The 21,578-nt window shown below is 71.9% G+C and carries 23 protein-coding genes; 18 read left to right on the plus strand and 5 right to left on the minus strand.

Annotation, left to right across the window (positions count from 1 at the left end):
- Positions 1 to 71: 71 nt before the first annotated feature.
- The 5 genes from N8N77_RS12105 (at position 72) to N8N77_RS12125 (ending at position 1,492) form a co-directional block, all read left to right on the plus strand.
- Positions 72 to 281 (plus strand): helix-turn-helix domain-containing protein, encoded by a 210-nt coding sequence (locus N8N77_RS12105; RefSeq protein ID WP_261167113.1) that lies wholly within the window; start codon positions 72 to 74, stop codon positions 279 to 281.
- A 139-nt stretch (positions 282 to 420) separates the two neighbouring features.
- Positions 421 to 519, plus strand: a complete 99-nt coding sequence (locus N8N77_RS12110; protein ID WP_003792170.1) for a 30S ribosomal protein bS22 — start codon at positions 421 to 423, stop codon at positions 517 to 519.
- Positions 520 to 619: 100 nt separating this feature from the next.
- The gene (locus N8N77_RS12115; protein ID WP_261167114.1) at positions 620 to 916 is read left to right on the plus strand and encodes a rhodanese-like domain-containing protein; all 297 of its coding nucleotides are present in this window, start codon (positions 620 to 622) and stop codon (positions 914 to 916) included.
- A 7-nt stretch (positions 917 to 923) separates the two neighbouring features.
- Positions 924 to 1,196, plus strand: a complete 273-nt coding sequence (locus N8N77_RS12120; protein ID WP_261167115.1) for a glutaredoxin family protein — start codon at positions 924 to 926, stop codon at positions 1,194 to 1,196.
- Positions 1,193 to 1,492 (plus strand): Dabb family protein, encoded by a 300-nt coding sequence (locus N8N77_RS12125; protein ID WP_261167116.1) that lies wholly within the window; start codon positions 1,193 to 1,195, stop codon positions 1,490 to 1,492. The genes N8N77_RS12120 and N8N77_RS12125 overlap by 4 nt, the downstream gene beginning before the upstream one ends.
- A 1-nt stretch (position 1,493) precedes the next feature.
- Here the strand turns inward: N8N77_RS12125 and N8N77_RS12130 are convergent, their stop codons facing one another.
- From N8N77_RS12130 to N8N77_RS12140, 3 genes are all read right to left on the minus strand, one after another.
- Entirely contained in the window at positions 1,494 to 3,155 is a 1,662-nt protein-coding gene (locus N8N77_RS12130; protein ID WP_261167117.1) for an FAD-binding dehydrogenase, read from the minus strand.
- A gap of 41 nt (positions 3,156 to 3,196) precedes the next feature.
- Complete coding sequence (aspS, locus tag N8N77_RS12135; RefSeq protein ID WP_261167118.1) at positions 3,197 to 4,972, minus strand: aspartate--tRNA ligase; 1,776 nt, start codon at positions 4,970 to 4,972, stop codon at positions 3,197 to 3,199.
- Positions 4,973 to 5,085: 113 nt separating this feature from the next.
- The gene (locus tag N8N77_RS12140) at positions 5,086 to 6,681 is read right to left on the minus strand and encodes an FUSC family protein (protein ID WP_261167119.1); all 1,596 of its coding nucleotides are present in this window, start codon (positions 6,679 to 6,681) and stop codon (positions 5,086 to 5,088) included.
- A 129-nt stretch (positions 6,682 to 6,810) separates the two neighbouring features.
- Here N8N77_RS12140 and N8N77_RS12145 point away from each other — a divergent pair, with 129 nt between their 5' ends.
- Together N8N77_RS12145 and N8N77_RS12150 are read left to right on the plus strand one after the other, a co-directional pair.
- Entirely contained in the window at positions 6,811 to 7,497 is a 687-nt protein-coding gene (locus N8N77_RS12145) for a hypothetical protein (protein WP_261167120.1), read from the plus strand.
- 107 nt (positions 7,498 to 7,604) lie between these two features.
- Complete coding sequence (locus N8N77_RS12150; protein ID WP_261167121.1) at positions 7,605 to 8,285, plus strand: DedA family protein; 681 nt, start codon at positions 7,605 to 7,607, stop codon at positions 8,283 to 8,285.
- A 6-nt stretch (positions 8,286 to 8,291) separates the two neighbouring features.
- On the opposite strand, the gene N8N77_RS12155 is transcribed toward N8N77_RS12150, so the two are convergent.
- Positions 8,292 to 9,275 carry an Lrp/AsnC family transcriptional regulator gene (locus tag N8N77_RS12155; RefSeq protein WP_261167122.1) on the minus strand — a complete coding sequence of 328 codons (984 nt, stop codon included), beginning with the start codon at positions 9,273 to 9,275 and terminating at the stop codon, positions 8,292 to 8,294.
- A gap of 122 nt (positions 9,276 to 9,397) precedes the next feature.
- Here N8N77_RS12155 and N8N77_RS12160 point away from each other — a divergent pair, with 122 nt between their 5' ends.
- The 8 genes from N8N77_RS12160 to N8N77_RS12195 all read left to right on the plus strand — a co-directional run bounded on the left by N8N77_RS12160 (position 9,398) and on the right by N8N77_RS12195 (position 19,264).
- Entirely contained in the window at positions 9,398 to 10,774 is a 1,377-nt protein-coding gene (locus tag N8N77_RS12160) for an ABC transporter substrate-binding protein (protein ID WP_261167123.1), read from the plus strand.
- Positions 10,775 to 10,788: 14 nt separating this feature from the next.
- Entirely contained in the window at positions 10,789 to 11,769 is a 981-nt protein-coding gene (locus N8N77_RS12165; protein WP_261167124.1) for a carbohydrate ABC transporter permease, read from the plus strand.
- A gap of 50 nt (positions 11,770 to 11,819) precedes the next feature.
- Positions 11,820 to 12,632 carry a carbohydrate ABC transporter permease gene (locus N8N77_RS12170; RefSeq protein ID WP_261167125.1) on the plus strand — a complete coding sequence of 271 codons (813 nt, stop codon included), beginning with the start codon at positions 11,820 to 11,822 and terminating at the stop codon, positions 12,630 to 12,632.
- The gene (locus tag N8N77_RS12175; protein ID WP_261167126.1) at positions 12,629 to 14,062 is read left to right on the plus strand and encodes a Gfo/Idh/MocA family protein; all 1,434 of its coding nucleotides are present in this window, start codon (positions 12,629 to 12,631) and stop codon (positions 14,060 to 14,062) included. The genes N8N77_RS12170 and N8N77_RS12175 overlap by 4 nt, the downstream gene beginning before the upstream one ends.
- Positions 14,059 to 16,269 (plus strand): alpha-N-acetylglucosaminidase, encoded by a 2,211-nt coding sequence (locus tag N8N77_RS12180; protein WP_261167127.1) that lies wholly within the window; start codon positions 14,059 to 14,061, stop codon positions 16,267 to 16,269. The genes N8N77_RS12175 and N8N77_RS12180 overlap by 4 nt, the downstream gene beginning before the upstream one ends.
- A gap of 105 nt (positions 16,270 to 16,374) precedes the next feature.
- Entirely contained in the window at positions 16,375 to 17,712 is a 1,338-nt protein-coding gene (locus N8N77_RS12185; RefSeq protein WP_396652838.1) for a histidine kinase, read from the plus strand.
- Positions 17,700 to 18,404 (plus strand): response regulator transcription factor, encoded by a 705-nt coding sequence (locus N8N77_RS12190; protein WP_261167129.1) that lies wholly within the window; start codon positions 17,700 to 17,702, stop codon positions 18,402 to 18,404. Before N8N77_RS12185 ends, N8N77_RS12190 begins: the two co-directional genes overlap by 13 nt.
- Positions 18,401 to 19,264 (plus strand): DUF4097 domain-containing protein, encoded by an 864-nt coding sequence (locus N8N77_RS12195; RefSeq protein WP_261167130.1) that lies wholly within the window; start codon positions 18,401 to 18,403, stop codon positions 19,262 to 19,264. The genes N8N77_RS12190 and N8N77_RS12195 overlap by 4 nt, the downstream gene beginning before the upstream one ends.
- A 149-nt stretch (positions 19,265 to 19,413) precedes the next feature.
- Here the strand turns inward: N8N77_RS12195 and N8N77_RS12200 are convergent, their stop codons facing one another.
- Positions 19,414 to 19,797, minus strand: coding sequence for a DUF3054 domain-containing protein (locus N8N77_RS12200; RefSeq protein WP_261167131.1), 384 nt, complete (start codon positions 19,795 to 19,797; stop codon positions 19,414 to 19,416).
- Positions 19,798 to 19,846: 49 nt separating this feature from the next.
- Between N8N77_RS12200 and N8N77_RS12205 the strand changes: the two genes are divergently transcribed.
- The 3 genes from N8N77_RS12205 to N8N77_RS12215 all read left to right on the plus strand — a co-directional run bounded on the left by N8N77_RS12205 (position 19,847) and on the right by N8N77_RS12215 (position 21,570).
- Complete coding sequence (locus tag N8N77_RS12205; protein WP_261167132.1) at positions 19,847 to 20,260, plus strand: DUF2255 family protein; 414 nt, start codon at positions 19,847 to 19,849, stop codon at positions 20,258 to 20,260.
- Positions 20,261 to 20,284: 24 nt separating this feature from the next.
- Complete coding sequence (locus tag N8N77_RS12210) at positions 20,285 to 20,911, plus strand: histidine phosphatase family protein (RefSeq protein ID WP_261167133.1); 627 nt, start codon at positions 20,285 to 20,287, stop codon at positions 20,909 to 20,911.
- 62 nt (positions 20,912 to 20,973) lie between these two features.
- Positions 20,974 to 21,570 (plus strand): TlpA disulfide reductase family protein, encoded by a 597-nt coding sequence (locus tag N8N77_RS12215; RefSeq protein ID WP_261167134.1) that lies wholly within the window; start codon positions 20,974 to 20,976, stop codon positions 21,568 to 21,570.
- The last annotated feature ends 8 nt before the right edge of the window (positions 21,571 to 21,578 follow it).

The raw sequence follows: 21,578 nt of genomic DNA on the forward strand, positions 1-21,578 counted from the left end.
ACACAGGTTTACACGCATCCCTCGCAACCCCTAAAGTGAGGGGATCGAAGGACCGGGAGGGGATTCCAGGGATGGCTGAGCTGCCGGATGTGCGCTTTCTGACGGTGGCCGAAGTCGCCGACATCATGCGTGTGTCGAAGATGACGGTCTACCGTCTCGTGCACTCGGGCGAGCTCCCGGCCGTGCGTTTCGGCCGCAGCTACCGCGTGCCGGAGACGGCGGTGACCGCGGCGCTGCAGCAGCCGTTCGTCGCCGAGGAGCGCGTGGCCGACGCCGGCTGACGGCTCCGCTGGGTGCCTCCCGAAAGCGTTGCGCGGCTCATGCGTTAGGATGCTCTGAGGCACTTTTCCTGCCGCGACCTTTTCGGGCTCCGGCACCAGCTGGTGCCGTGCATCCAACCCTTGACTTAGCGAGGTTTCCGTGGGTTCTGTCATCAAGAAGCGCCGCAAGCGCATGGCGAAGAAGAAGCACCGCAAGCTGCTTCGCAAGACTCGCCACCAGCGCCGCAACAAGAAGTAAGCGGCACGTCCAAAAGCGCCGGTCCCGTCTCGACGGGCCGGCGTTTCTGGTTTCCGCGTCCTCCCGATCCGCACGGCCGCGAACCTGAGAGGATGGACACATGAACGAGATCTCGGTCCAGGAGCTTCATGCGGCCGCGGGGGAGCAGCCGCTCATCGACGTGCGGGAGGCCGATGAGTTCGCCGCCGGGCACGTGCCCGGCGCGGTGAACATCCCGCTCTCCGAGCTCGGGGAACGGCTGCACGAGCTGCCCGCCGAGCCGTTCGCCCTCATCTGCGAGGTCGGCGGACGCTCCGGACGCGCCTGTGCGGCGCTGGAGCCGCGCGGGTACCCGGTCACGAACGTCGCCGGCGGCACGAGCGCCTGGCGCGCGGCGGGCTATCCCCTCGAGCGGTGAGCATGTCATGACCGACCTCACGATCCTCACCAAGCCCGACTGCCACCTCTGCGACGTCGCCCGCGAGATCGTGGAGCAGACCCTTGCGGACCTGCCCGACGACGTGGCCGATGCCGTCGAGGTCACCGAGGTGTCGATCCTCGACGACGATGCGCTCTACGCGCAGTGGTGGGAGAAGATCCCCGTGGTGCTCATCGACGGCAAGCTGCACGGACACTGGCGTGTCGCCCCCGACCGCCTGAGGAACGCGCTGGTAGGCGCGGCGAAGGAGAGCGCATGATCCGCCACATCGTCATGTTCACGGTCGACGGACAGACCCAGGACGAGAAGAACCAGCAGATCCTCGAGGCGGCCACCCGGCTGGAGGGGCTCGTGGGCGTCGTCCCGGGACTGCGCGTCATGAACGTCTACGCCAACGCCATCGACGTACCCGGCAACTTCGACTTCACGCTGGTGGCCGACTTCGAGGATGAGGAGTTGCTGCGGGGCTACGTGACCCACCCGGCACACGTCGAGGTCGCGGAGTACATCGGCACGATCCGCACCTCGCGCGCGGCCATCGACTTCGACATCTGAGTCAGCCGACGGCGGCCGCGGCGGCGCGGCCCGCGGTGCGCCCGGAGAAGAGGCAGCCGCCGAGGAAGGTGCCCTCGAGCGCGTTGTAGCCCATCATGCCGCCACCGCCGAAGCCGGCGACCTCGCCCGCCGCGTACAGCCCCGGCAGCGGCGAGCCATCTGCCGTGAGGCAGCGGGCCTGCAGATCCGTCTCGAGGCCTCCCAGCGTCTTGCGCGACAGGATGTGCAGCTTGACGGCGATCAGCGGACCGGCCTGGGGGTCGAGCAGGCGGTGCGGTCGTGCGACGCGCACGAGCCGATCGCCGAGGTATCTCCGTGCGCCCCGCAGTGCGGTGATCTGCGCGTCTTTTGTGAACCCGTTCGCAAGCTCCCGGTCGCGTTCCTCCACCACGCGACGCACATCGGCGGCGTCGAGCGCGGGTCCGGCCGGCTGCTCCGCCGCGAGGCGGTTCATCCCGACGACGAGCTCCTCGACCGTGCCGGCCGTGACGAAGTCCGGACCGTGGTCCACGAACGCCTGCACCGGCGCGGGGGCGCCCTTGCGCAGCCGCTGGCTGAGGAGCTTCAGATCCTTGCCCGTCAGATCCGGGTTCTGCTCGGACCCGGACAGCGCGAACTCCTTCTCGATGATCGCCCGGGTCAGCACGAACCATGAGTAGTCGTACCCCGTCCGGCGCAGCTCCGCGAGCGTGCCGAGGGTGTCGAATCCGGGGAAGAACGGCGCCGGCAGGCGACGGCCGGTGGCATCCAGCCACAGCGAGGAGGGGCCGGGCAAGATCCGGATGCCGTGACCGGGCCAGATCGGGTCCCAGTTGCGAAGGCCCTCGACGTAGTGCCACATCCGGTCGGGATTGATCACGCGCGCCCCGCTGCGCTCGGCGATGCCCAGCATGCGCCCGTCCACGTGCGCGGGCACGCCCGACACCATGTGCTCCGGCGGTGTGCCGAGGCGGGCCGGCCAGGCGCGCCGGACGAGGTCGTGGTCGCCGCCGATGCCACCGCTCGTGACGATCAGCGCCTGCGACCGCACCTCGAACGAGCCGGCTTCGTCCCGGTTGGTCGCGGCGCCGCGCGGCGCCTCGTCGGGCGCCAGGCGCGTGCCGCGGACGCCGACGGCCGCCCCGCCCTCGAGGATCAGCCCGTCGACGCGGTGCCGGAAGGCGAGGCGAATGCGGCCCGCCTCGACGTGCGCCTGCACGCGGCGCGCGAACGGTTCCACGACGCCGGGCCCCGTGCCCCACGCGATGTGAAACCGCGGCACGGAGTTGCCGTGCCCCGCCGCCCGGCCGTCACCGCGCTCGGCCCAGCCGACGATCGGGAAGATGCGCAGGCCCTGCCCGTGGAGCCAGGGCCGCATCTCCCCGGCCGCGAAGTCGAGGAACGCGTCGGCCCATGCGCGCGGCCAGCGGTCCTCCTCCCGGTCGAACTGAGCGCTGCCGAACCAGTCCTGCCGCGCGAGCTCTAGCGAGTCGCGCACGCCGAGACGGCGCTGTTCGGGGGTGTCGACGAGGAAGAGTCCGCCGAAGCTCCAGTGCGCCTGGCCGCCGAGGCTCTGGGGGCCCTCCTGATCGAGGATGAGCACGCGGCGTCCCGCGTCGGCGGCCTCGGCGGCGGCCACGAGACCGGAGAGCCCGGCCCCCACGACGACGATGTCGGAGTCCATGGGGTCATCGTAGGGCGCGACGGCTCGCGCCCTCAGACGGCTCAGCCCTTCTCGGGCGTCGCGTCGACCCCGGCCTCCTTGCGCTGCTCGGGCGTGATGGGCGCCGGCGCCTCGGTGAGCGGATCGAATCCGCCGCCGGACTTCGGGAACGCGATCACCTCGCGGATCGAGTCGGTCTTCGTCAGGTGCTGCAGGATCCGGTCCATGCCCAGCGCGATGCCGCCGTGGGGCGGGGCGCCGAACTTGAAGGCGTCGAGGAGGAAGCCGAACTTCTCCTGCGCCTGCTCGTCGGAGATGCCCATGACGTTGAAGACGCGCTTCTGGATGTCCTCGCGGTGGATGCGGATCGATCCGCCGCCCAGCTCGGTGCCGTTGCAGACGATGTCGTATGCGTAGGCGAGGGCCGAACCCGGGTCGGTGTCGAACGTGTCCTCGAACTCGGGCTTGGGGCCCGTGAACGCATGGTGCACGGCCGTCCATTCGCCGGCGCCCACCGCCACATCGCCCGACGCCACCGCGTCGCCCGCGGGCTCGAACATCGGGGCGTCGACGACCCACGTGAACGCGAACGTGTCGGGGTCGAGCAGGCCGAGACGGCGGCCGATCTCGACGCGCGCGGCGCCGAGCAGCGCGCGCGAGTCCTTCGTCGAGCCGGCGGCGAAGAAGGCGCAGTCGCCGGCCTCCGCACCGACGAGCTCCCTGAGACCCGCCTGCTCGCTCTCCGAGAGGTTCTTCGCGACGGGGCCGCCGAGCGTGCCGTCCTCGTTGAACAGCACGTAGGCCAGGCCTCGCGCTCCGCGCTGCTTGGCCCACTCCTGCCAGGCGTCGAGCGTCTTGCGCGGCTGGCTGGCGCCGCCGGGCATGACCACCGCGCCGACATACTCCGCCTGGAACACGCGGAACGGCGTCTCGCGGAAGTACTCGGTGGCCTCGACGAGCTCGAGCCCGAAGCGCAGGTCGGGCTTGTCCGAGCCGTATTTCGCCATCGCGTCGGCGTACGTCATCCGCGGCAGCGGGGTCGGCACGTCCACGCCGATGGTGGCCCACATGGCCTTGACCACGGCCTCCGTCAACTGGATGACGTCCTCCTGGTCGACGAAGCTCATCTCGATGTCGAGCTGCGTGAACTCCGGCTGGCGGTCGGCCCGGAAGTCCTCGTCGCGGTAGCAGCGCGCGATCTGGAAGTACCGTTCCACGCCGCCCACCATGAGCAACTGCTTGAACAGCTGCGGCGACTGGGGCAGGGCGTACCAGCTGCCGGGGTGCAGTCGCGCCGGCACGAGGAAGTCGCGCGCGCCCTCGGGGGTCGAGCGCGTCAGGGTCGGCGTCTCGACCTCGACGAACTCGCGCTCGTGCAGCACGTCGCGGATCGCCTTGTACACCTGCGAGCGCAGGCGGATCGCGGCGGCGGGGCCCTGCCGGCGCAGGTCGAGATAGCGGTGCCGCAGGCGCACCTCCTCGCCGATCGGGTCGGCGTCGGCCAGGCCGGACGAGACCTGGAACGGCAGGGGAGCGGACTCGTTCAAGACGATCACGTCGGCCGCGATGAGCTCGATCTCACCCGTGGGGAGGTTGGGGTTCTCGTTGCCCGCTGGGCGCTTCGCGACCTCGCCGGTCACCTGCAGCACGAACTCGCTGCGCAGGGGATGCGCCACCTCCTCGTCGCGGATGACGACCTGGGCGATGCCGGACGCGTCGCGCAGATCGATGAAGGCGACACCGCCGTGATCGCGCCGGCGATCCACCCACCCGGTCAGGGTGACGGTCTGGCCGATGTGCTCGGCTCGCAGCGAGCCGGCGGTGTGGGTGCGGAGCACTTCAGGTTCCTCCTGTGATCGCGGACCACCCAAGTCTAGGCGGGAGCCGCGCGCGCTCCGCCGAGGGGGCGAGGACCGGGCGGATGATCCGGCGGTCGCGGTGCAGCGGCGGGTCAGCCCGGCGGCATGAGGGCCGCCATGGCGCGATGCGCCTCGCGCTGCGCGGTCACGACGCGGGCCTCGTCCACCCGATGCGACCACCACTCGCTGTCGGCGCCGCGCACCGCGTCGGCCAGGCGTGCCAGCCCCGCGATGAGCTCTCGCCGCGCCCGCTCGCGGGCGGCCGGGTCCCTCGCGTCCACCGCGCGCGCCGCGGTCGTGAGCTCCTCCACCCGCCGGGTCCACAACTCGGCGTGACGGCGCAGGTGCCCATTGCGGATCGCGAGCGCCGCGGCCAGGCCCATGACGATCCCCAGCACCGTGTCGATGAGTCGGTCCGCGACGAGCCCCGCGGTGGGCTGCGGCGCCGCGAACTCGGCGATGAGCAGCGCCATCGGTGTGACGAACAGCTGCCCGATGGCGTAGTTGCGGGGCACGAACAGCTCGGCCAGCGCGTTCAGCGCGAGCACGAGGAGCGCGGCCACGAGCGGGTCGACGTGGGAGATCGGCGCGAGCGCGGCGAACAGCAACACCCCGCCGATCGTTCCGGCCGCGCGCGAGGGCCAGCGGTGCCACGTCAGCAGCAGGTTCGGCTGAATGATCACGGCAGCGGTCGTGATCGCCCAGAAGGGCCGCCCGACGCCGAGCGCGGTCGACAGCAGAGCGGCCAGCGCCCCGCGGATCAGGGTGCGCCAGAAGTAGGGCCACGACGACGAGCCGGGGCGGAAGGCCGCGAGCACGGGGTGGCGCGCGTCGAAGGTGGCGGGGCGGTCGAGGGCGATGCCGCGCAGCTGCGCGCGCTCGCCCTCGTCGATCGGCGCCTGCGGGAGCGGGGTCCGCGCTGCCCGGATGGCGCCCGCGTCCGACCGCATCCCTCCCGGTCGCCCCAGCGACGGGTCGATCAGGACCCGCTCCGCGCTGAGCACGTGTGCCTCCAGGCGTGCGCGCAGCCGGGTGTCGCCCGCATCGGCGAGCGCGCGCCACGCGGTGGTGATCGCCGCGGCCAGCGCCTCGCGGGCGGTCGGATCGGTGGGGCGATCGGCTCGCGTCGCCGCGGCCTCGAGCGCGAGCGCGACCGCGCGGCGCTCCGGCCCGTGCGGGCGCACCAGCGCCGGAGCCATGCAGACGAGCCACGACAGCGCGGCGGTCGCGGCGACGAGCCCGATGTGCAGGGGAAGCCCGGCCCAGGTCTGGCCGGTGAAGACCATCGCGGTGAGCAGGAAGATCGGAATCACCGGCCCCGGCGGGCCGACCCGGGACGCGTCGTGTGCGACCTTCGTGACGGCCGCCAGCAACGCGGCGATGAGGATGAGCGCGGGCGTGCTCGACACGGCGGCCGACACGGTGAGCGCGACGGCGCAACCGACCGTCAACCAGAGCGCGAACAGCGCCGCGGTGACGGCGCGCCTGCGGTAAGGCATGGCGTGCGTGAACAGCGCGACCATCGACCCGGCGAGGGTGTACGAGACGAGGTCGAGGCGCCCCAGCGGCGCGAGCACGAGCAGGGGAAGCAAGCCGGAGACGACGACCCCCGACGCGCGTTTCCACCAGAGGTCGTGGGGGAGGCGGCGGGAGCGCAGGGCGGGCAGCAGCGAGAGGTCGGGGCGCACGCGGGCGGGTCGCCGGCAGCGTCAGAGGTGTATACGAGACAGGTCCATCCTCGCGCCGTGCGGCGCCGGCGCGGCCCGGTCCGCCCATCGTGCCTCGACGCACGACCCGGGGCGACGCCAGAATGAGGCATGACCTTCGCGCCCGACACCGTCGATCCCGCCGTTCCCCAGCCGCCCGTCCGAGACGGTGAGCTGTTCCGCTACGTCTCGCAGCCGTCCGTGCAGCGCCGGACCATGCGCAAGTCGCTCACCACGCTGCTCGTGGCGGCGGTGCTCACCGCGGTCATGCTCGTGCTCATGGTCGCGATCCCCGAGGGATGGTGGGCATTCCTGATCATCGCGGTGATCGGGGCGCTGGGGGTGGTCATCTGGGGCGTCATGTATCTCGGTGCGCGCACGGCGGCGAACGCCACGGGCGACGACCTTATCGACCTGATCGTGGTGCCGACCGGGTTCGTCACGCAGGGAGGCCTCTACACCGCCTGGGAGGAGGTGGCCAAGGTCGAGGTGGCGAAGATCGCCCGCCCGAGCGCGCCGCAGGGGAGGGTGTCGGTCGGGCAGCGCGCCGGCCACGCCATCGCGAAGCGGCTGACGGACCTCGGCGGCGCCAACGTCACCGTCAACATCCACCTCCGCGACGCGAAGGCCGTCATGGCCCGTGCCGTCACCAAGGCACAGAAGCTCGCGGTCATGGACTTCGCCGGCTACATCCACACCGGGCTCGGACTGCGCCCGTGGGTAGCCGTCGAACCGCTCGTCGCTCACCTGCAGCAGGAGTGCGTCCGGCGTGGGACGCTGTTCGAGATCACCGGCTGACGCGGTCTCGCGAACCTCCCGCCGTGGATTCGGGGGCTGCCCCCAGGGACATGGCGGATGGGGTCGGTAGTGTCGAGCGGGCGGACCCGCGCGACGAAAGGCCCTGCATGCACCTTCTCCAGGCGACGACCACCTCCGGATCCGACGGGTGGCTGTCGGGACTGGTCGACTGGCTCGTCGGCCTCATGGACCTCATCGGCCCCGTGGGCGCCGGCATCGCCATCGCGGCGGAGAACATCTTCCCGCCCATCCCCAGCGAGGCGATCCTGCCGCTGGCGGGCCTGGCCGCGAGCCGCGGCTCGTTCGCCATCTGGGAGGCGATCCTGTGGACGACCATCGGGTCGCTGGCCGGAGCCCTCCTCCTCTACGGCATCGGGGCGTGGTTCGGGGTGAAGCGGCTCGTCTGGATCGCGGAGCGGGTGCCCCTGCTGCGCGCCGACGATGTGCATCGTACGGTCGCCTGGTTCGAGAAGCACGGGCCGGTGGCGGTCTTCTTCGGGCGTTTCGTGCCGATCTTCCGCAGCCTCATCTCGATTCCGGCGGGCGTCGTGCGCATGCCGCTGTGGAAGTTCGCGCTGTACACCGGGGGCGGCAGCCTCATCTGGAACACGATCTTCGTGTTGGTCGGCTACTTCCTGGGCGAGTCGTGGCACGTCGTCGAGCAGTACATGGACATCGCGCAGAACGTCGTCATCGTCGTCGTGGTCGCGGCCGTCGCGGTCTTCGTCTGGCTGCGCGTGCGTCAGATCCTCCGCGATCGGCGCGAGCGACAGCCCCGCGAGGAGTGACGGGCGCTAGGTCGCCGCGGCGACCATCCCCCCGCGCTTGACGCTCTGCAGGCTCACCGCGACATCGGCGAGCTGCAGGCCCGGCAATCCGCCGATCGTGTCCGAGAGGAACTCGTAGAGCGCGGCGTCTGAAGGCAGCGCGACCTCTCCGCACAGATTGCGATCACCCGTCGTCGCGGCCATCATGAGCACCGCCGGGTGGCTCGCGAGCAACTCACCCGCGCGACCGAGCTGCGTCGGGTTGATGGTGAGCGCCACGAAGGCGTCGATCTCCAGCCCCAGCGCGTCCGGCTCCACGACGGTGCGCATGCGCAGCGCGCCGGACGTCATCAGCGATTCCGCGCGGCGGCGGGCCGTGACGGCGCTCACGCCGCAGCGGTCGGCGATCTGCTGCCAGGAGGAGCGGCCGTCGGTGCTCAGGGTGTCGACGATGCGTCGGTCGAGCGGGTCGCAGTGGATCGGCACGGTCGGGATGCGGTCGTCCCACCAGTCGGTGCGTAGCGCGCGCAGTTCGGCGGCCAGATGCGCGGGGATGAGGTCGGGGAGCCAGCGGTGCGGTGTGGCGAATCGCCGGATGACCTGATTGCTCCAGATCGCCAGCACCCCGTCGAGAGCCGGCAGCCGGTCCCGGGTGAGCGCGAGGAGGTGGCCCGGAGAGGTGTACTGGATCTCGGCGACACAGTCCACGCTGCCCGTGAGGAGCTTCACCGAGCCCGTCTCGGGCCACTCGGCGAGCGCTTGAGCGGTGCGCTGCCCGTGGCCGGGACGGCAGCGCAGCCGCACGAACACCGATCGCGCGCGTCGCGTGGCCTCGCCGTCGAGCACGCCGATGACGCGCACCGCCCCGGACCCGAGCAGCGCGGCGACGCGTCGTGACACCGTCGCCTCCGAGGTGAACACGGCCGCCGCGATCTGCGCATTCGTCGCTCGCGGGTGTGCCAGGAGGGCGCCGACGATCCGGAGATCGAGGTCGTCGAAGGGAGCATTCATTCTCGTACTGTGCCGGGCTTGTCGATTTCTTGCAATACGGTGCGCCTACGGTGTGCGAATCGCTTGCCGACGGGAGGATCCCCAGAACCCCGCTACGTCCCCTGAGGAGTGAGATGAGTCACATGAGTCGGCCGCGTATCGCGGTCTCCCTGGCGGCGCTTGCCGCCATCAGCATGCTCGCCGGCTGTGGCGCCGGCGGGAGCGGCCAAGGCGACGGCGCGTCGGCCGAGTCGCTGACCTTCTGGACGCCGCAGACCACCCCCGAGCGGCTCGCCGTGCAGGAATCGGTCGCGGCGGCGTTCGAGGACGAGACCGGAATCGCCGTCGAGGTCGTTCCGATGGCCGGCGCCGACGCCGACCAGGCGATCGCGACGGGCGCGGCCTCGGGCGATGTCCCGGACGTGGTCCTGCTGGCCTCCCCGCAGGTGAGCGCCTGGAACGCGCAGGGCCTCATCGACACCGCCGCCGCTGCCGCCGCCGTCGAATCGCTCGGCGCCGAGACCTTCAACGAGCACGCGCTCGAGGCCGTGACGCTCGACGGCACGGTCTCCGCGGTGCCGAGCGACGGTTGGACGCACCTCGTCGCCTACCGCGCGGACCTCCTGGAGCAGGCGGGTGTCGAGGCACCCACGAGCGTCGCCGAGCTGGCCGCGGCGGCCACGACGATCAAGGAGCAGCTGGGCATCACCGGGCTCGCCTTCGGCACCCAGCCCGGCACCGCCAGCGCGACGGAGGGCGTCCAGTCCATCTTCCAGAGCGCCGGCTGCGAGCTGGTCGAGGACGGCACGGTGACGATCGACTCGCCGGCCTGTGTCGAGGCCGCCGAGCACTTCCTGACGCTGCGCAACTCGTCGACCCAGGGCGACATGGACGTGCCCGCCGCGCAGGCCGCCTACCTGGCCGGCGACGCCGCGATGCTGCTGTTCTCGACCCACATCCTGGACGAGCTGAACGGGCTGGCGGAGGCGACGCCCGTCACCTGCGGCGAGTGTGCCGGCGACCCGCAGTTCCTCGCGAAGAACTCGAAGTTCCTCACCGTGATCGACGAGGACAACCCGCGTCAGTACGGTGCCATCCTCAGCTACGTCGTGCCGACGGGCGCCCAGAGCGAGGCGGCCCAGCAGTTCATCGAGTACGCGATGAGCTCCGGCTACATCGAGTCCCTCTCGGCCGCGGCCGAGGGGCGCATCCCGCTGCGCAACGGCACGGCGGAGTCGCCGACGGAGTACATCGACGCGTGGGGCGATCTCGGCATCGGCGTCGACGGCGCCGCCACCACGGCCGAGGTCTACGGCGAGGAGTTCGTGGCCGAGATGGGCGAGGGCATCAACTCGGTGTACCTGTGGGGCATGGGCACCGGTGACACGACGCTGGCGGGCCTCGTCTCGAGCCAGGGCGTGCTCGCCGCTCAGATCGAGCAGCTCTACAACGGCGCCAGCGCCGAGGAGGTCACGGCCGCCATGAAGCAGGCGGTCGAGGAGGTCCAGGCCGGACTGTGACGTCGCTCGCACCCGTGACAATCTCCGAGGGGACCCCCGCGAGCGGGACGTCCCCTCGGGGAACCGGTCGGCAGCTCAGCCGGTCCGGCCGTGACAATCGCAACGGACTGCTGCTCACGGCACCGACGTTCCTCGTCATCGTCGTGGCCTCGATCCTGCCGCTCGTCCTCGTCGTCGTCTTCGCCTTCAGCGAGGTCCGGCTGGTCGACATCCCCCGGCTGTTCGCCGAGCCGATCGACTGGTCCCTCGGCAACTTCGAGCGCGCGCTGACGAATGCGTCGTTCTGGCAGGCGCTGGGCACCACCGTGCTGTACGCGACCCTGACGATGGTCGGGTCCGTCGGCGTGGGTCTCGTCCTCGCGCTCGCCCTGCGGCGTCCGTTCCCCGGGAGGGGCGTCGTCAGGGCCCTGTTGCTCGTGCCCTACGTGCTGCCGATCATCGCCGCCGTGACGATCTGGCAGACGATGCTGAACCCGCAATACGGCATCGTCAACGCGATCGGGACGCAGTTCCTCGGCTGGCCCAGCGCCGTCGGGTTCCTCTCGACCACCACCCTCGACGTGTGGGGCATCCCCATCCCGCTGTCTCTGCTCGTCGTCGTGCTGTTCGAGATCTGGACGAGCGCGCCGCTGTCCTTCCTTTTCCTCACCGCGCGTCTGCAGAGCGTCGCGCCGTCGATCGAGGAGGCGGCGGCGCTCGACGGCGCCAGCGGACGCCAGGTGCTGACGAAGATCGTGCTGCCGCAGCTGCGCGGGGTCATCCTGCTGCTGTGCCTGCTCCGGTTCATCTGGACGTTCCAGAGCTTCAACGAGGTGTACCTGCTCACCGAGGGCGCCGGCGGCACGCAGGTGATGGCGCTGAAGGTCTACACCGAGCTGGTGCAGCGCCTCGACATCGGCAGCGCCGCCGCGTACGGCCTGCTCATGTCGGTCGTGCTCGTGGCCCTCCTCGTCGTCTACGTCGTGCTGTCGCGGAAGAGGGTGGACGTCGAATGAGCCGCAGATCGCCGCTCGCCCCGTCCTTGCCCGCCAGGATCGGCCGGTGGATGATCGTCGCCGTCGCACTGGTCTGCGCCGTCGGCCCCGTCGCGTACGGCCTCCTCGTGTCGCTGCGCCCGTACTCCTCGGTGGTCCAGAACCCCCTCGACCTCGTCCCGGCCTTCGGAGAGCTGGACTTCTCGGGCTATACGACCGCCATGCTCGATGCGTCGCAGGGCGGGTACGGGCTCGGCCGCTTCGTCGTGAACTCCCTCGTCGTCGCGCTCGGAACGGTCGTGCTGTCGATCCTCGTGTCGGTGCTCGGCGCCTACGCCGCCGCGCGCTTGCGCTACAAGGGCCGCGCGGTCGTCAACGCCATCATCCTCGGCATCTATCTCTTCCCGGGGATCGTGCTGTCGGTGCCGCTGTTCGTCATCCTCGCGCGCGCGGGGCTGACCGGCTCGCTGGTCGGACTGTTCTTCGTCTACGTGGCCACGACGGTGCCGGTGGCGCTGTACATGATGCGCAACTACTTCCTCGCCCTGCCCGAGAGCATCGAGGAGGCGGCGCTCATCGACGGCGCGTCGCTGCCGCGCATGCTGCGGAGCATCGTCCTCCCGGTGGCCCTGCCCGGCGTCATCGCGACGGCGATCTACGTGTTCATGATCGCGTGGAACGAGTACTTCTACGCCCTGCTGTTCCTCGTGCGCGACCGCGCCCTGTGGACCGCGCCTCTGGGGATCTCCCAGTTGACCGACATGAACGTGCCCGTGACCGCGCTGCTCGCCGGATCGCTCGCCGTGACCGTGCCCGTGGTGGTCCTCTTTTACATCGCCCAGAGATACCTCGTAGACGGCCTGACGGCGGGAGCGGAGAAATGACGATGATGGCCGATGCGGGGCACGCTCCGGCGGGCGCGGCGCGCCCACCGATACGGATCGCGATCCTCGGCGCCGGCGGGCGGGGGCGAGACGCCTACGGCGGCTGGGCGATCGCGCACCCCGACGACGCGCGGATCGTCGCCGTCGCCGATCCGGACGCCGCCCGACGCGCGGTGCTCGCCGCACGCGCCGCGGGCGTGCGCGAGTACGACGACTGGCGCGCCCTCGTCGCCGATCTGCGCGTGATCGGGGCGGACGCGGTGGTGATCGCCCTGCCCGACGCGCTGCACGTGGACGCCGCGATCGCCGTCGCCGACGCCGGCCTGCCGTTCCTGCTCGAGAAGCCGGCCGCGCCCGCTCTCGCGGAGCTGGCGCGGCTGGCCGCGCACGTCGGCAGCGTCTCGGCACGGCTGGCGATTGGGCACGTGCTGCGGTTCACGCCGTTCTGGCGCGCCATCAAGCGCATCTGCGAGTCGGGCGCCATCGGACGGCTCATGACGATCGAAGTGCGCGAGAACATCGGGTTCTGGCACTTCGCCCACTCGTACGTGCGCGGGAACTGGCGCAACTCCGCGGAGTCGAGCCCCATGGTGCTCGCCAAGACCTCCCACGACCTCGACCTGATCCGGTGGATCGCCGGATCGGCGCCGGCCACGATCTACAGCATCGGGTCGCTCAGCTGGTTCCGGGAGGAGAACGCCCCCGCGGGCGCTCCCGCGTTCTGTCTCGACGGCTGCCCCGCCGCCGCGACGTGCCCGTTCTATGCCCCGCGCTACTACGTCGAGGCGCTCGCCGAGACGCACGGACACCCCGTGACCCTGCTCGGCGCCGACACCTCGATAGAGGGGCGGCTGCGCGCGCTCGCCACGGGCGACTATGGTCGCTGCGTGTACCGCAGCGACAACGACGTCGTCGACCACCAGCAGACGACGATGGAGTTTCCCGACGGTCTCACGGCCACGCTCACGGCATCGGCCTTCACGGCGGAGAACACCCGCACCCTCGGCATCACCGGCAGCGCCGGGCAGCTGACGGGGCACATGGAACGCGGCACGCTCACCGTGGACCTGTTCTCGCCGGGCGCGACGCTCCCACCCGACCTCGAGCTCGCCGAGCACGACACCGCCGCCCTCCCGCCCCTCGGGCACATGCGCCACCGCGTCAGGGTGGTGCCGCCGGCGACGGATCTCGGTGACCACGCCGGTCACGCCGGCGGGGATGCGGGGCTCATGGCGGCGTTCGTGCGCGCCGTGCGCGAAGAGACGGTGGGTCGCGGGCAGCTCTCCTTCTCGACGGCGCTCGACGCCCACCTCATGGCGTTCGCGGCAGAGCAGTCGCGCGTGAGCGGTGCGCGCGTCGATTTCGGCGAGTGGGTGGCCGGTCTGGACCTCGACGTGCCCGACGAGGGCGCCGCTGCGGGGCCGGCGTGACGGGCGAGGCCGCCTTCGCCGGAGCGATACAGGCGCTGGCCGCGCGACTCGGGGGCGACGCTCCGCGGCTGCGGGTCGAGCCTCTGGAGAGCGTCGGGGTGGCTGCCGAGGCGTGGGCGCGCGACGGCGAGCTCGTGATCCGCGCCACGGATGCGCCGGCCGCGGCCAGCGCGCTGCATCGCTACCTGCAGACCCATGGCCGGCGGATCACGTGGGAGACGCGCGTCATCGACCCGCCGCTGGAGGGGTGGGCGGACGCCTCGCCGGTGCGGATCGAGACGCCGTTCGCGATCCGGTACGACCTGAACTTCTGCACGATCGGCTACACCTCACCGTTCTGGGGCGAGGAGGAGTGGCTCGCCGAGCTGGACTGGATGGCACTGCACGGCATCACCCATCCGCTCATCGCCATCGGCTACGAGGTCGTGCTGGCCGAGACGCTCATCCGTCGCGGCCTGCCGGCCGACGAGGCATGGCGGTGGATCGGCAGCGCGGCGCATGTGCCGTGGCTCGCGATGGGCGGCATGCACTCGTTCGGAGGGCCGTTGCCCGCCGACTGGGGGCCCCGGCGGGTCGGGCTCGCGCGCACGGTGCTCGCGCGCGCACGCGAGCTCGGCATGACACCGGTGCTGCCCATGACGGGAGGCCACGTGCCCTCCCGCCTCGCCGGCCCCGGCGCCGCCGAGATCGAGTGGCAGGGGTGGCGTACGCCGGTGATGGACCTCGCCGGTCCCGCCTACCGGTCGTTCGCCGCCGACTTCCTCGCCGTGCAGCGAGAGCTCCTCGGCGATCCGCCGCCCTCTGCGGTGTACGCCGTCGACCCGTACATCGAGTCGATTCCGCCGAGCGGTGACCTCGCCGCCCTGGCGGCCGCCGGGCAGGGCATCTCCGACGCGATCGCCGCCGTGCACCCGGAGGCGACCTGGCTGCTGCAGGGGTGGCCGTTCCACTATCAACGCGACTTCTGGACGCAGGAGCGCGTCGCTGCCTTCCTCTCGCGCGTGCCGCACGAGCGACTGCTGCTCATCGACCTGTGGGGGGAGCATGCCCCCATGTGGCGCGACGGCATGCACGGGCGCCGGTGGATCTGGACCGCCATCCACGACTTCGGCGGGCGGTTCGCGCTTTTCGGTGACCTGCGGGGGCTCGCACGCGACGTCGCGGAGCTGCGTGCGCTCGCTCGTGACGGCTCACCGCTCGGCTCGCGGCTGGAGGGCATCGGGCTCGCCCCGGAGGCGATCCGCAGCAACAGCGTCTTCGCGGAGTTGTTCGGCGACCTCGTGTGGCGCGATGTCGACCCCGAGGACTGGCTCGACCGTTTCGCGGCGCAGCGCTATGGGAGCGATCATCCTGCGTACCGCGATGCCTGGCGGACCCTGGGCGACACCCTGTATGCGCCGGGGCGCACCCGTTCCATCCCCTCCCCGGTGATCGCCCGCCCGTGGGAGGCTGCGGCGCCGTTCGCGACGCAGCGGCTCGCGGGTGAGGCGCTGCCGCAGCCCGCCCCGGGGGAGCCCGTGCGGATCTCGGCCAACATCGACGCCGAGAACGACCCGGCGGTGCTCGGCGATCTGCCGCGCCTCGCGGCAGCCGGCAGCATGCTCGTCGACGCGGCCCCTGCGGCGAGCCCGCACGGTCGAGACGTGCTCGCGCACGATGTGGCGGAGATCACGGGCCACGTGCTGGCGCAGGGAACACGCCATCACATCCGCGGCATCCTCGCCGCGTTCGGGCGACGCGACGCGCCGGGCATCCGCGCGCATGCGGCCCGACTCCGGCGGGACCTGCTCGAGCTGGAGGCAGTGTGCGCCACGCGACCCGAGTCGCGTGCCGCCGGCTGGATCGCGGCAGCGCGGGCCTGGGGGAGCACGCCGGCGGAGGCGGACGTCATGGAGCGCGACGCGCGCAGCCTGGTGTCGGTGTGGGGTCATCAGCACAGCGGGCTCCACGATTACTCGGGCCGCCACTGGTCGGGCCTCATCCGGGATCTCTACCTGCCCCGATGGGAGGCGTGGGCAGCATGGCTCGCGGAGGTGGCGGAGGGCCGGGGCGAGCCGGATCCCGCGGCGTTCCAACGCACGATCGTCGGGATCGAGGAGGCGTGGCGCACCCGGACGGGCGGCGGGGAGGGGGCGAACGCCCCCGCGGGTGACACGCTGGCACTCGCGGCGCGGCTCCTCGCCCGTCACCCCGTCGACGAGGTCTGAGGCCGCGCCGCCGCGGGTCGGGGGCGCGAAGGGGGTTATCCCCCGCCCCATCGGGCGGAGCGCCCCGCTGTGCGGGGGCCTCGCGATCTCTAGCGTGGAACCATGATCTCCACCAGCACGCCATCCGGCGACGCCGGCGCCCCCGCCGCGCCGCCCGTCCCTCCGGCGCCCGCGCCGGTCACCGGCGCCGTGCCGACGGCCCCCGCGCCGCGCTCGATCGCCTCCCCGCTCGCCGTCCTCGGCGCCATCACCCACCTCGCGTTCATCGGCTTCTGGGGCGCGGTCGTCTTCAGCGTGCTCTCGGTCCTGCTCGCCGCCGGCGTGGCGACCCTCGTCGTCCTCGTCGGCGCGCTGCTGCTGCTCGGCGTCGTGTACGGCCTCTATGCCGCGGCGTTCCTCGAGACGGCCAGGGTGGAGGGCCTGTACGGCTTCGGGCTGCCCATGCTGAAGTCCCGCCGCTCGCCCAAGCACGGCTTCGGCGGCTTCCTGCACACCGTCTGGCTGCAGTTCATCGACGGTGGCATGTGGCGCGCGATCGCCCACCTCGTCATCGCCTCGATCCTCGGCTGGATCACGTGGGCGGCCTTCGGGCTGCTCGTCGCCGCCGTGACGGGAGCGTTCGCGCCGCTATACGTGACCGACGGCGCCGTCGAGATCGATCGCTGGAGCTTCGACGTCGCCTGGACGCCGCTTGCCGGCATCCTGCTCGCGCTGCTCTCCCTCGCGATTCTCGTGGGTCTGGGCCTCTTGCACGGCGTGATCTCGCGAGTGCTGATCGCCCCCATCCGGGAGGCGCAGCTCACCGCGCAGGCACGCGACGCCGCCACGCAGCGGCAGGGCGCGATCCGGGCGGGCGAGCTCGAGCGCACCCGCATCGAGCGCGACCTGCACGACGGCGTCCAGCCGCGACTCGTGTCCGTGGGCATGACCCTCGGCATGGCCCAGACGAAGATCGACACCGACCCGGACGCGGCCAAGCAGCTCATCTCCGAGGCGCACACCTCCACCAAGGCGGCCATCACCGAGCTGCGCCAGCTCGCCCGCGGCATCCACGCCTCGGTCCTGGACGACCGCGGTCTCGACGCCGCGCTGTCGGCCCTCGCGTCGCGGTCGCACATCCCCGTGCACCTCGATGTGCGCATGGACGTGCGCGCGGGGCGCGACGCCGAGGCCGCCGTGTACTTCGCCATCGCCGAAAGCCTCACGAACGCGGCGAAGCACTCGCGCGCCACGGAGGCCCGGGTGGTGGTGCGTTCCCGTCCCGAGCAGGGCGTGCTGTGGGCGCGCGTCGAGGACAACGGGATCGGCGGCGCACGCGTCGTCCCCGGCGGCGGTCTCGACGGCATCAGCAACCGGATCACCGCACTCGGCGGCACCGCGCGGCTCGACAGCCCGCAGGGCGGCCCCACGTCGCTGGAGGTGAGCGTGCCATGCGCATCCTGATCGTCGAAGACTCCGTCCTGCTGCGCGAGGGCCTCGTGCGTCTGCTCGAGGACGCCGGCCACGAGGTCGCCGCCGCGCTCACCGACGCCCGCGACGTCGTGGAGGAGGTGGACCGGACCGAACCCGACCTGTGCATCCTCGACGTCCGGCTCCCGCCCACCTTCACGGACGAGGGCATCCGCGCCGCGCTCGACCTGCGGCGGCGCGACCCGAAGCTCGCCGTGCTCGTCTTCTCGCAGTACGTCGAGGAGCGCTACGCGAGCGACCTCATCGCCCAGCCCGGCGGCGCCGTCGGCTACCTGCTGAAGGACCGCGTCACCGACGTGGCCGACTTCCTCGAGTCGCTCGATCGCATCGCCGAGGGCGCGACCGTGCTCGATCCCGAGGTCGTGGCGCAGCTGCTGACGCGGCGGGCGCGCGACGAGAAGATGCAGCGTCTCACCGAGCGCGAGCGCCAGGTGCTCTCGCTCATCGCCGAGGGACGCAACAACGCCGCCATCTCACGCCTGCTCTTCATCAGCGCGGGTGCGGTCGAGAAGCACATCACCTCGATCTTCCAAAAGCTCGACCTCGACCAGGACGAGCAGGGCAACCGCCGCGTGTTGGCGGTGCTCGCCCACATCGAAGCGAACGGAGCGACCGGTCCCGTGGGACCCGCCCCGGAGCGCGGACGGACAGGAACGGAACGATGACCACGCAACTGACCCCTCCTCCCGTGACGCCGCAGGGTCCGGCGCCGCAGTCCGAGACGGCCCGGACGGGCACGCGCGCGCTCGCGATCACGGTCGCCGTGCTCGGCGCGCTGGGACTGGTGCTGTCGGCGATCTTCACGTCGATCTCGACGGTGCGACAGGCCACGCGCCCCGACCCGGTGATCCAGTCGCTCGGCAACGTCGACGGCATCGCGGGTATCGACGTCGACACGTCGCGCGGTGACCTGCGGATCACCTTCGGCGAGGGCGACGAGGTGGAACTCGAATCGCACTCGAGCGCCGGCACGGAGTGGCGCCTCGAGCGCGACGGCGACCGGCTCGTCATCTCCGACTCGGCGCCGTTCGACTGGCGCATCGGATGGAGCTGGGACTGGATCGGCCAGGAGAACTCCGCCACCCTGACGCTGCCCGCGAGTCTCGAGGGCACCGACCTCGATGTGGTCCTGGGCGCCGGACAGGTGCTGGCCGAGGGCGTGTTCGGCGAGGTCGGGCTCGACGTCAGCGCGGGCGTGGCCGAGATCGAGGGCACGGCCGACGCCCTCGACGTCACCGTGGGCGCGGGCCAGGCGATCGTCGAGCTGGCCGACGTGCGGGACGTGTCGTTCGACCTGTCGGCCGGCCATGCCACGGGCACGCTCACGGGGGAGGCCCCCGATACCGTCGAGGTCGACGTGAGCGCCGGCGCCCTGGACCTGACGCTGCCCGACTCCTCCTACGCCGTGACGACCGAGGAGGAGGCGGGACAGGTCGACATGAACAACCTGCAGCGGGACTTCGGTGCGCCGCGGACGGTCGAGGTGCGCGTCGCGGCCGGCCACGTCGACCTCCGCGCCGGCTGATCGGTCCCCTTCGACCGCGGGACGCCCGCCCGGAGGGGCGGGCGTCCCGCGGCGTCCCGCGGCGTCCCGCGGCGTCCCGCGGCGTCCCGCGGCGTCCCGCGGCGTCCCGCGGCGTCCCGCGGCGTCCCGCGCGGGTCCGCCGGGCGCCGTCAGGGGCGGCGGGACGAGCGGCGGGCGCGAAGCCGGATCAGGGCGGCGACCGTGCGCCAGCCGACGAGGAACAGCAGCAGCGTCACCGCCGCGACGATGACGAACGGCGCCGCGGTGCCGCCCCCCGCGAGCGCGCGCAGCACCATGCCGACCGCGACCGTGATCGCCCACACCGGCAGCCCCACGCGCAGCGGCTTCGCCGGCGCGCGCCACGCGAGCGAGACGACCCAGCCGATGGCCATCGCGACGAGGAAGGGCCACGCCGTCTCGGCCAGGGCCGGAAGCGTCGCCCCGCCGTGGTGCTGCACGAGCCCGATCCACGAGAACACGATGACGAGAAGCGCGTCGATGAGGAACGCGGCCGCCCACGGGTAACGCATCATCCCTCGAGCGTACGGTGCCCGCCGCGGCGGATCGCGATAGCGTCGTTCCATGGCGTACGACGACGTGGTGACGGTGCTCGACGAGACGCAGGTCGTGGCGATCGTGACGACGCGGCGCGGCGGTGAGCCGGCGGCGACGGCGATCTGGTCGATGGTCGTGGACGGGGTCCCCTATGTCCGCTCGGCCTACGGCGAGCGGTCGTGGTGGTACAAGCACGTGGTGGCCGGGCGGCCGGTGGCCTTCGTCCTGGGCGACGGGTCGCTCGCCGAGCGCGACCGCGCGGGCGCCCTCGAGCTGCCGCGCGAGCGCGTGACCCTCACGCCCGTGCCGGCGGACGATCCGGTGCAGGCGGCGATCTCGGCCGAGGTGAAGCGCAAGTACGCCGGGTCTGAGCGCTCGGCGATCGACGCGACGAACAGCCCCGAAGCCGTCGCGTGCACGTTCCGCGTCGATCCCGTCTGACGCGGCGGCTCCTAGACTGAGGGCGTGACGGCAGCGCGCATCCACCTCGTGCGCCACGGCGAGGTGCACAACCCGAAGCGGGTGCTCTACGAGCGCATCGCGGGGTACCGGCTCAGCGAGGCCGGGCGACTGATGGCGCGCGTCGCGGCCAAGCACGTCCAGTCCCTCGGGCGCCCCGTGTCGGCCCTCGTGTGCTCACCGCTCGAGCGCACCCGGGAGTCCGCCGAGCCGTTCGCCGAGATCTTCGGCCTCGTGGCGCAGCCCGACGAGCGCGTCGTCGAACCGTGGAACGCGTTCGCCGGCAAGGTGATGCGGCGGGCCGTGCTGCGGCCCTGGAACTGGCATCACCTCATGCGGCCCTCCGTGCCCAGCTGGGGCGAGCCGTACGCGGCGATCGCCGCGCGCATGCGCGAGGCCATGGACGAGCTCTGGCACGAGCACGACGACGACGTCGTGATCGTCTCGCATCAGGCGCCGATCTGGATCGCTCACCTCTCCGTGGCGGGGTTGCCCCTGCGGCACGACCCCCGCACGCGCCGGTGTGCGCTGTCGAGCGTGACGTCGTTCGAGCGGGTGGGCGATGTCTGGCGCGAGGTCGACTACGCCGAGCCGGCGACCCACGACCGCGCGGTCGACGTGGGCGCGGTGTAGCCGGCGCGCGGGCTTTCGGGCTTCACACAGGCCGCCCAGAGGGCGAAACGTAGGATGGTCGCGTGACTCGCCCCCGCCGGATCGCCGCCGCCGCAGCCGCCCTGCTGGCGCTCGCGACTCTCGCGGCGTGCGCGCCCGATCCCGTCACCGAGGACTGGCTGAACGGCGAGAACAAGGGCTTCATCTCGAGCGAGTTCCGTGTGGAGGAGATCGCGCCGGACCAGCGCGGCGAGCCCGTGGAGTGGGCGGGAGTGACCGAGACCGGCGAGGAGCTGTCGAGCGACGACGTCGCGGGCGACGTCGTCGTCGTGAACTTCTGGTACGCCGCGTGCGGCCCGTGCATCGTGGAGGCGCCCGACCTCGAGGCCGTCTGGCAGGAGTACGAGGGCGAGGGCGTCTCGTTCGTGGGCGTGAACACGTACGACCAGGCTGACACGGCGCGCGCCTTCGCCGCGGACAACGGCGTGACGTACCCGAGCATCATCGACGTGAACACCGGTGACGTGAAGCTCGCGTTCGCCGCCGCCACGCCCATCCAGGCCACGCCCACCACGCTCGTCCTCGACCGTGAGGGGCGCGTCGCGGCACGCATCATCGGGCAGCTCGAGGGGGCCTCGATCCTCTCCACCATCGTCCGCGACACGCTGGCGGAATCGTGACCCCGGCG

The sequence above is a fragment of the Microbacterium sp. Marseille-Q6965 genome (assembly GCF_946151065.1).
Lineage (GTDB): Bacteria > Actinomycetota > Actinomycetes > Actinomycetales > Microbacteriaceae > Microbacterium.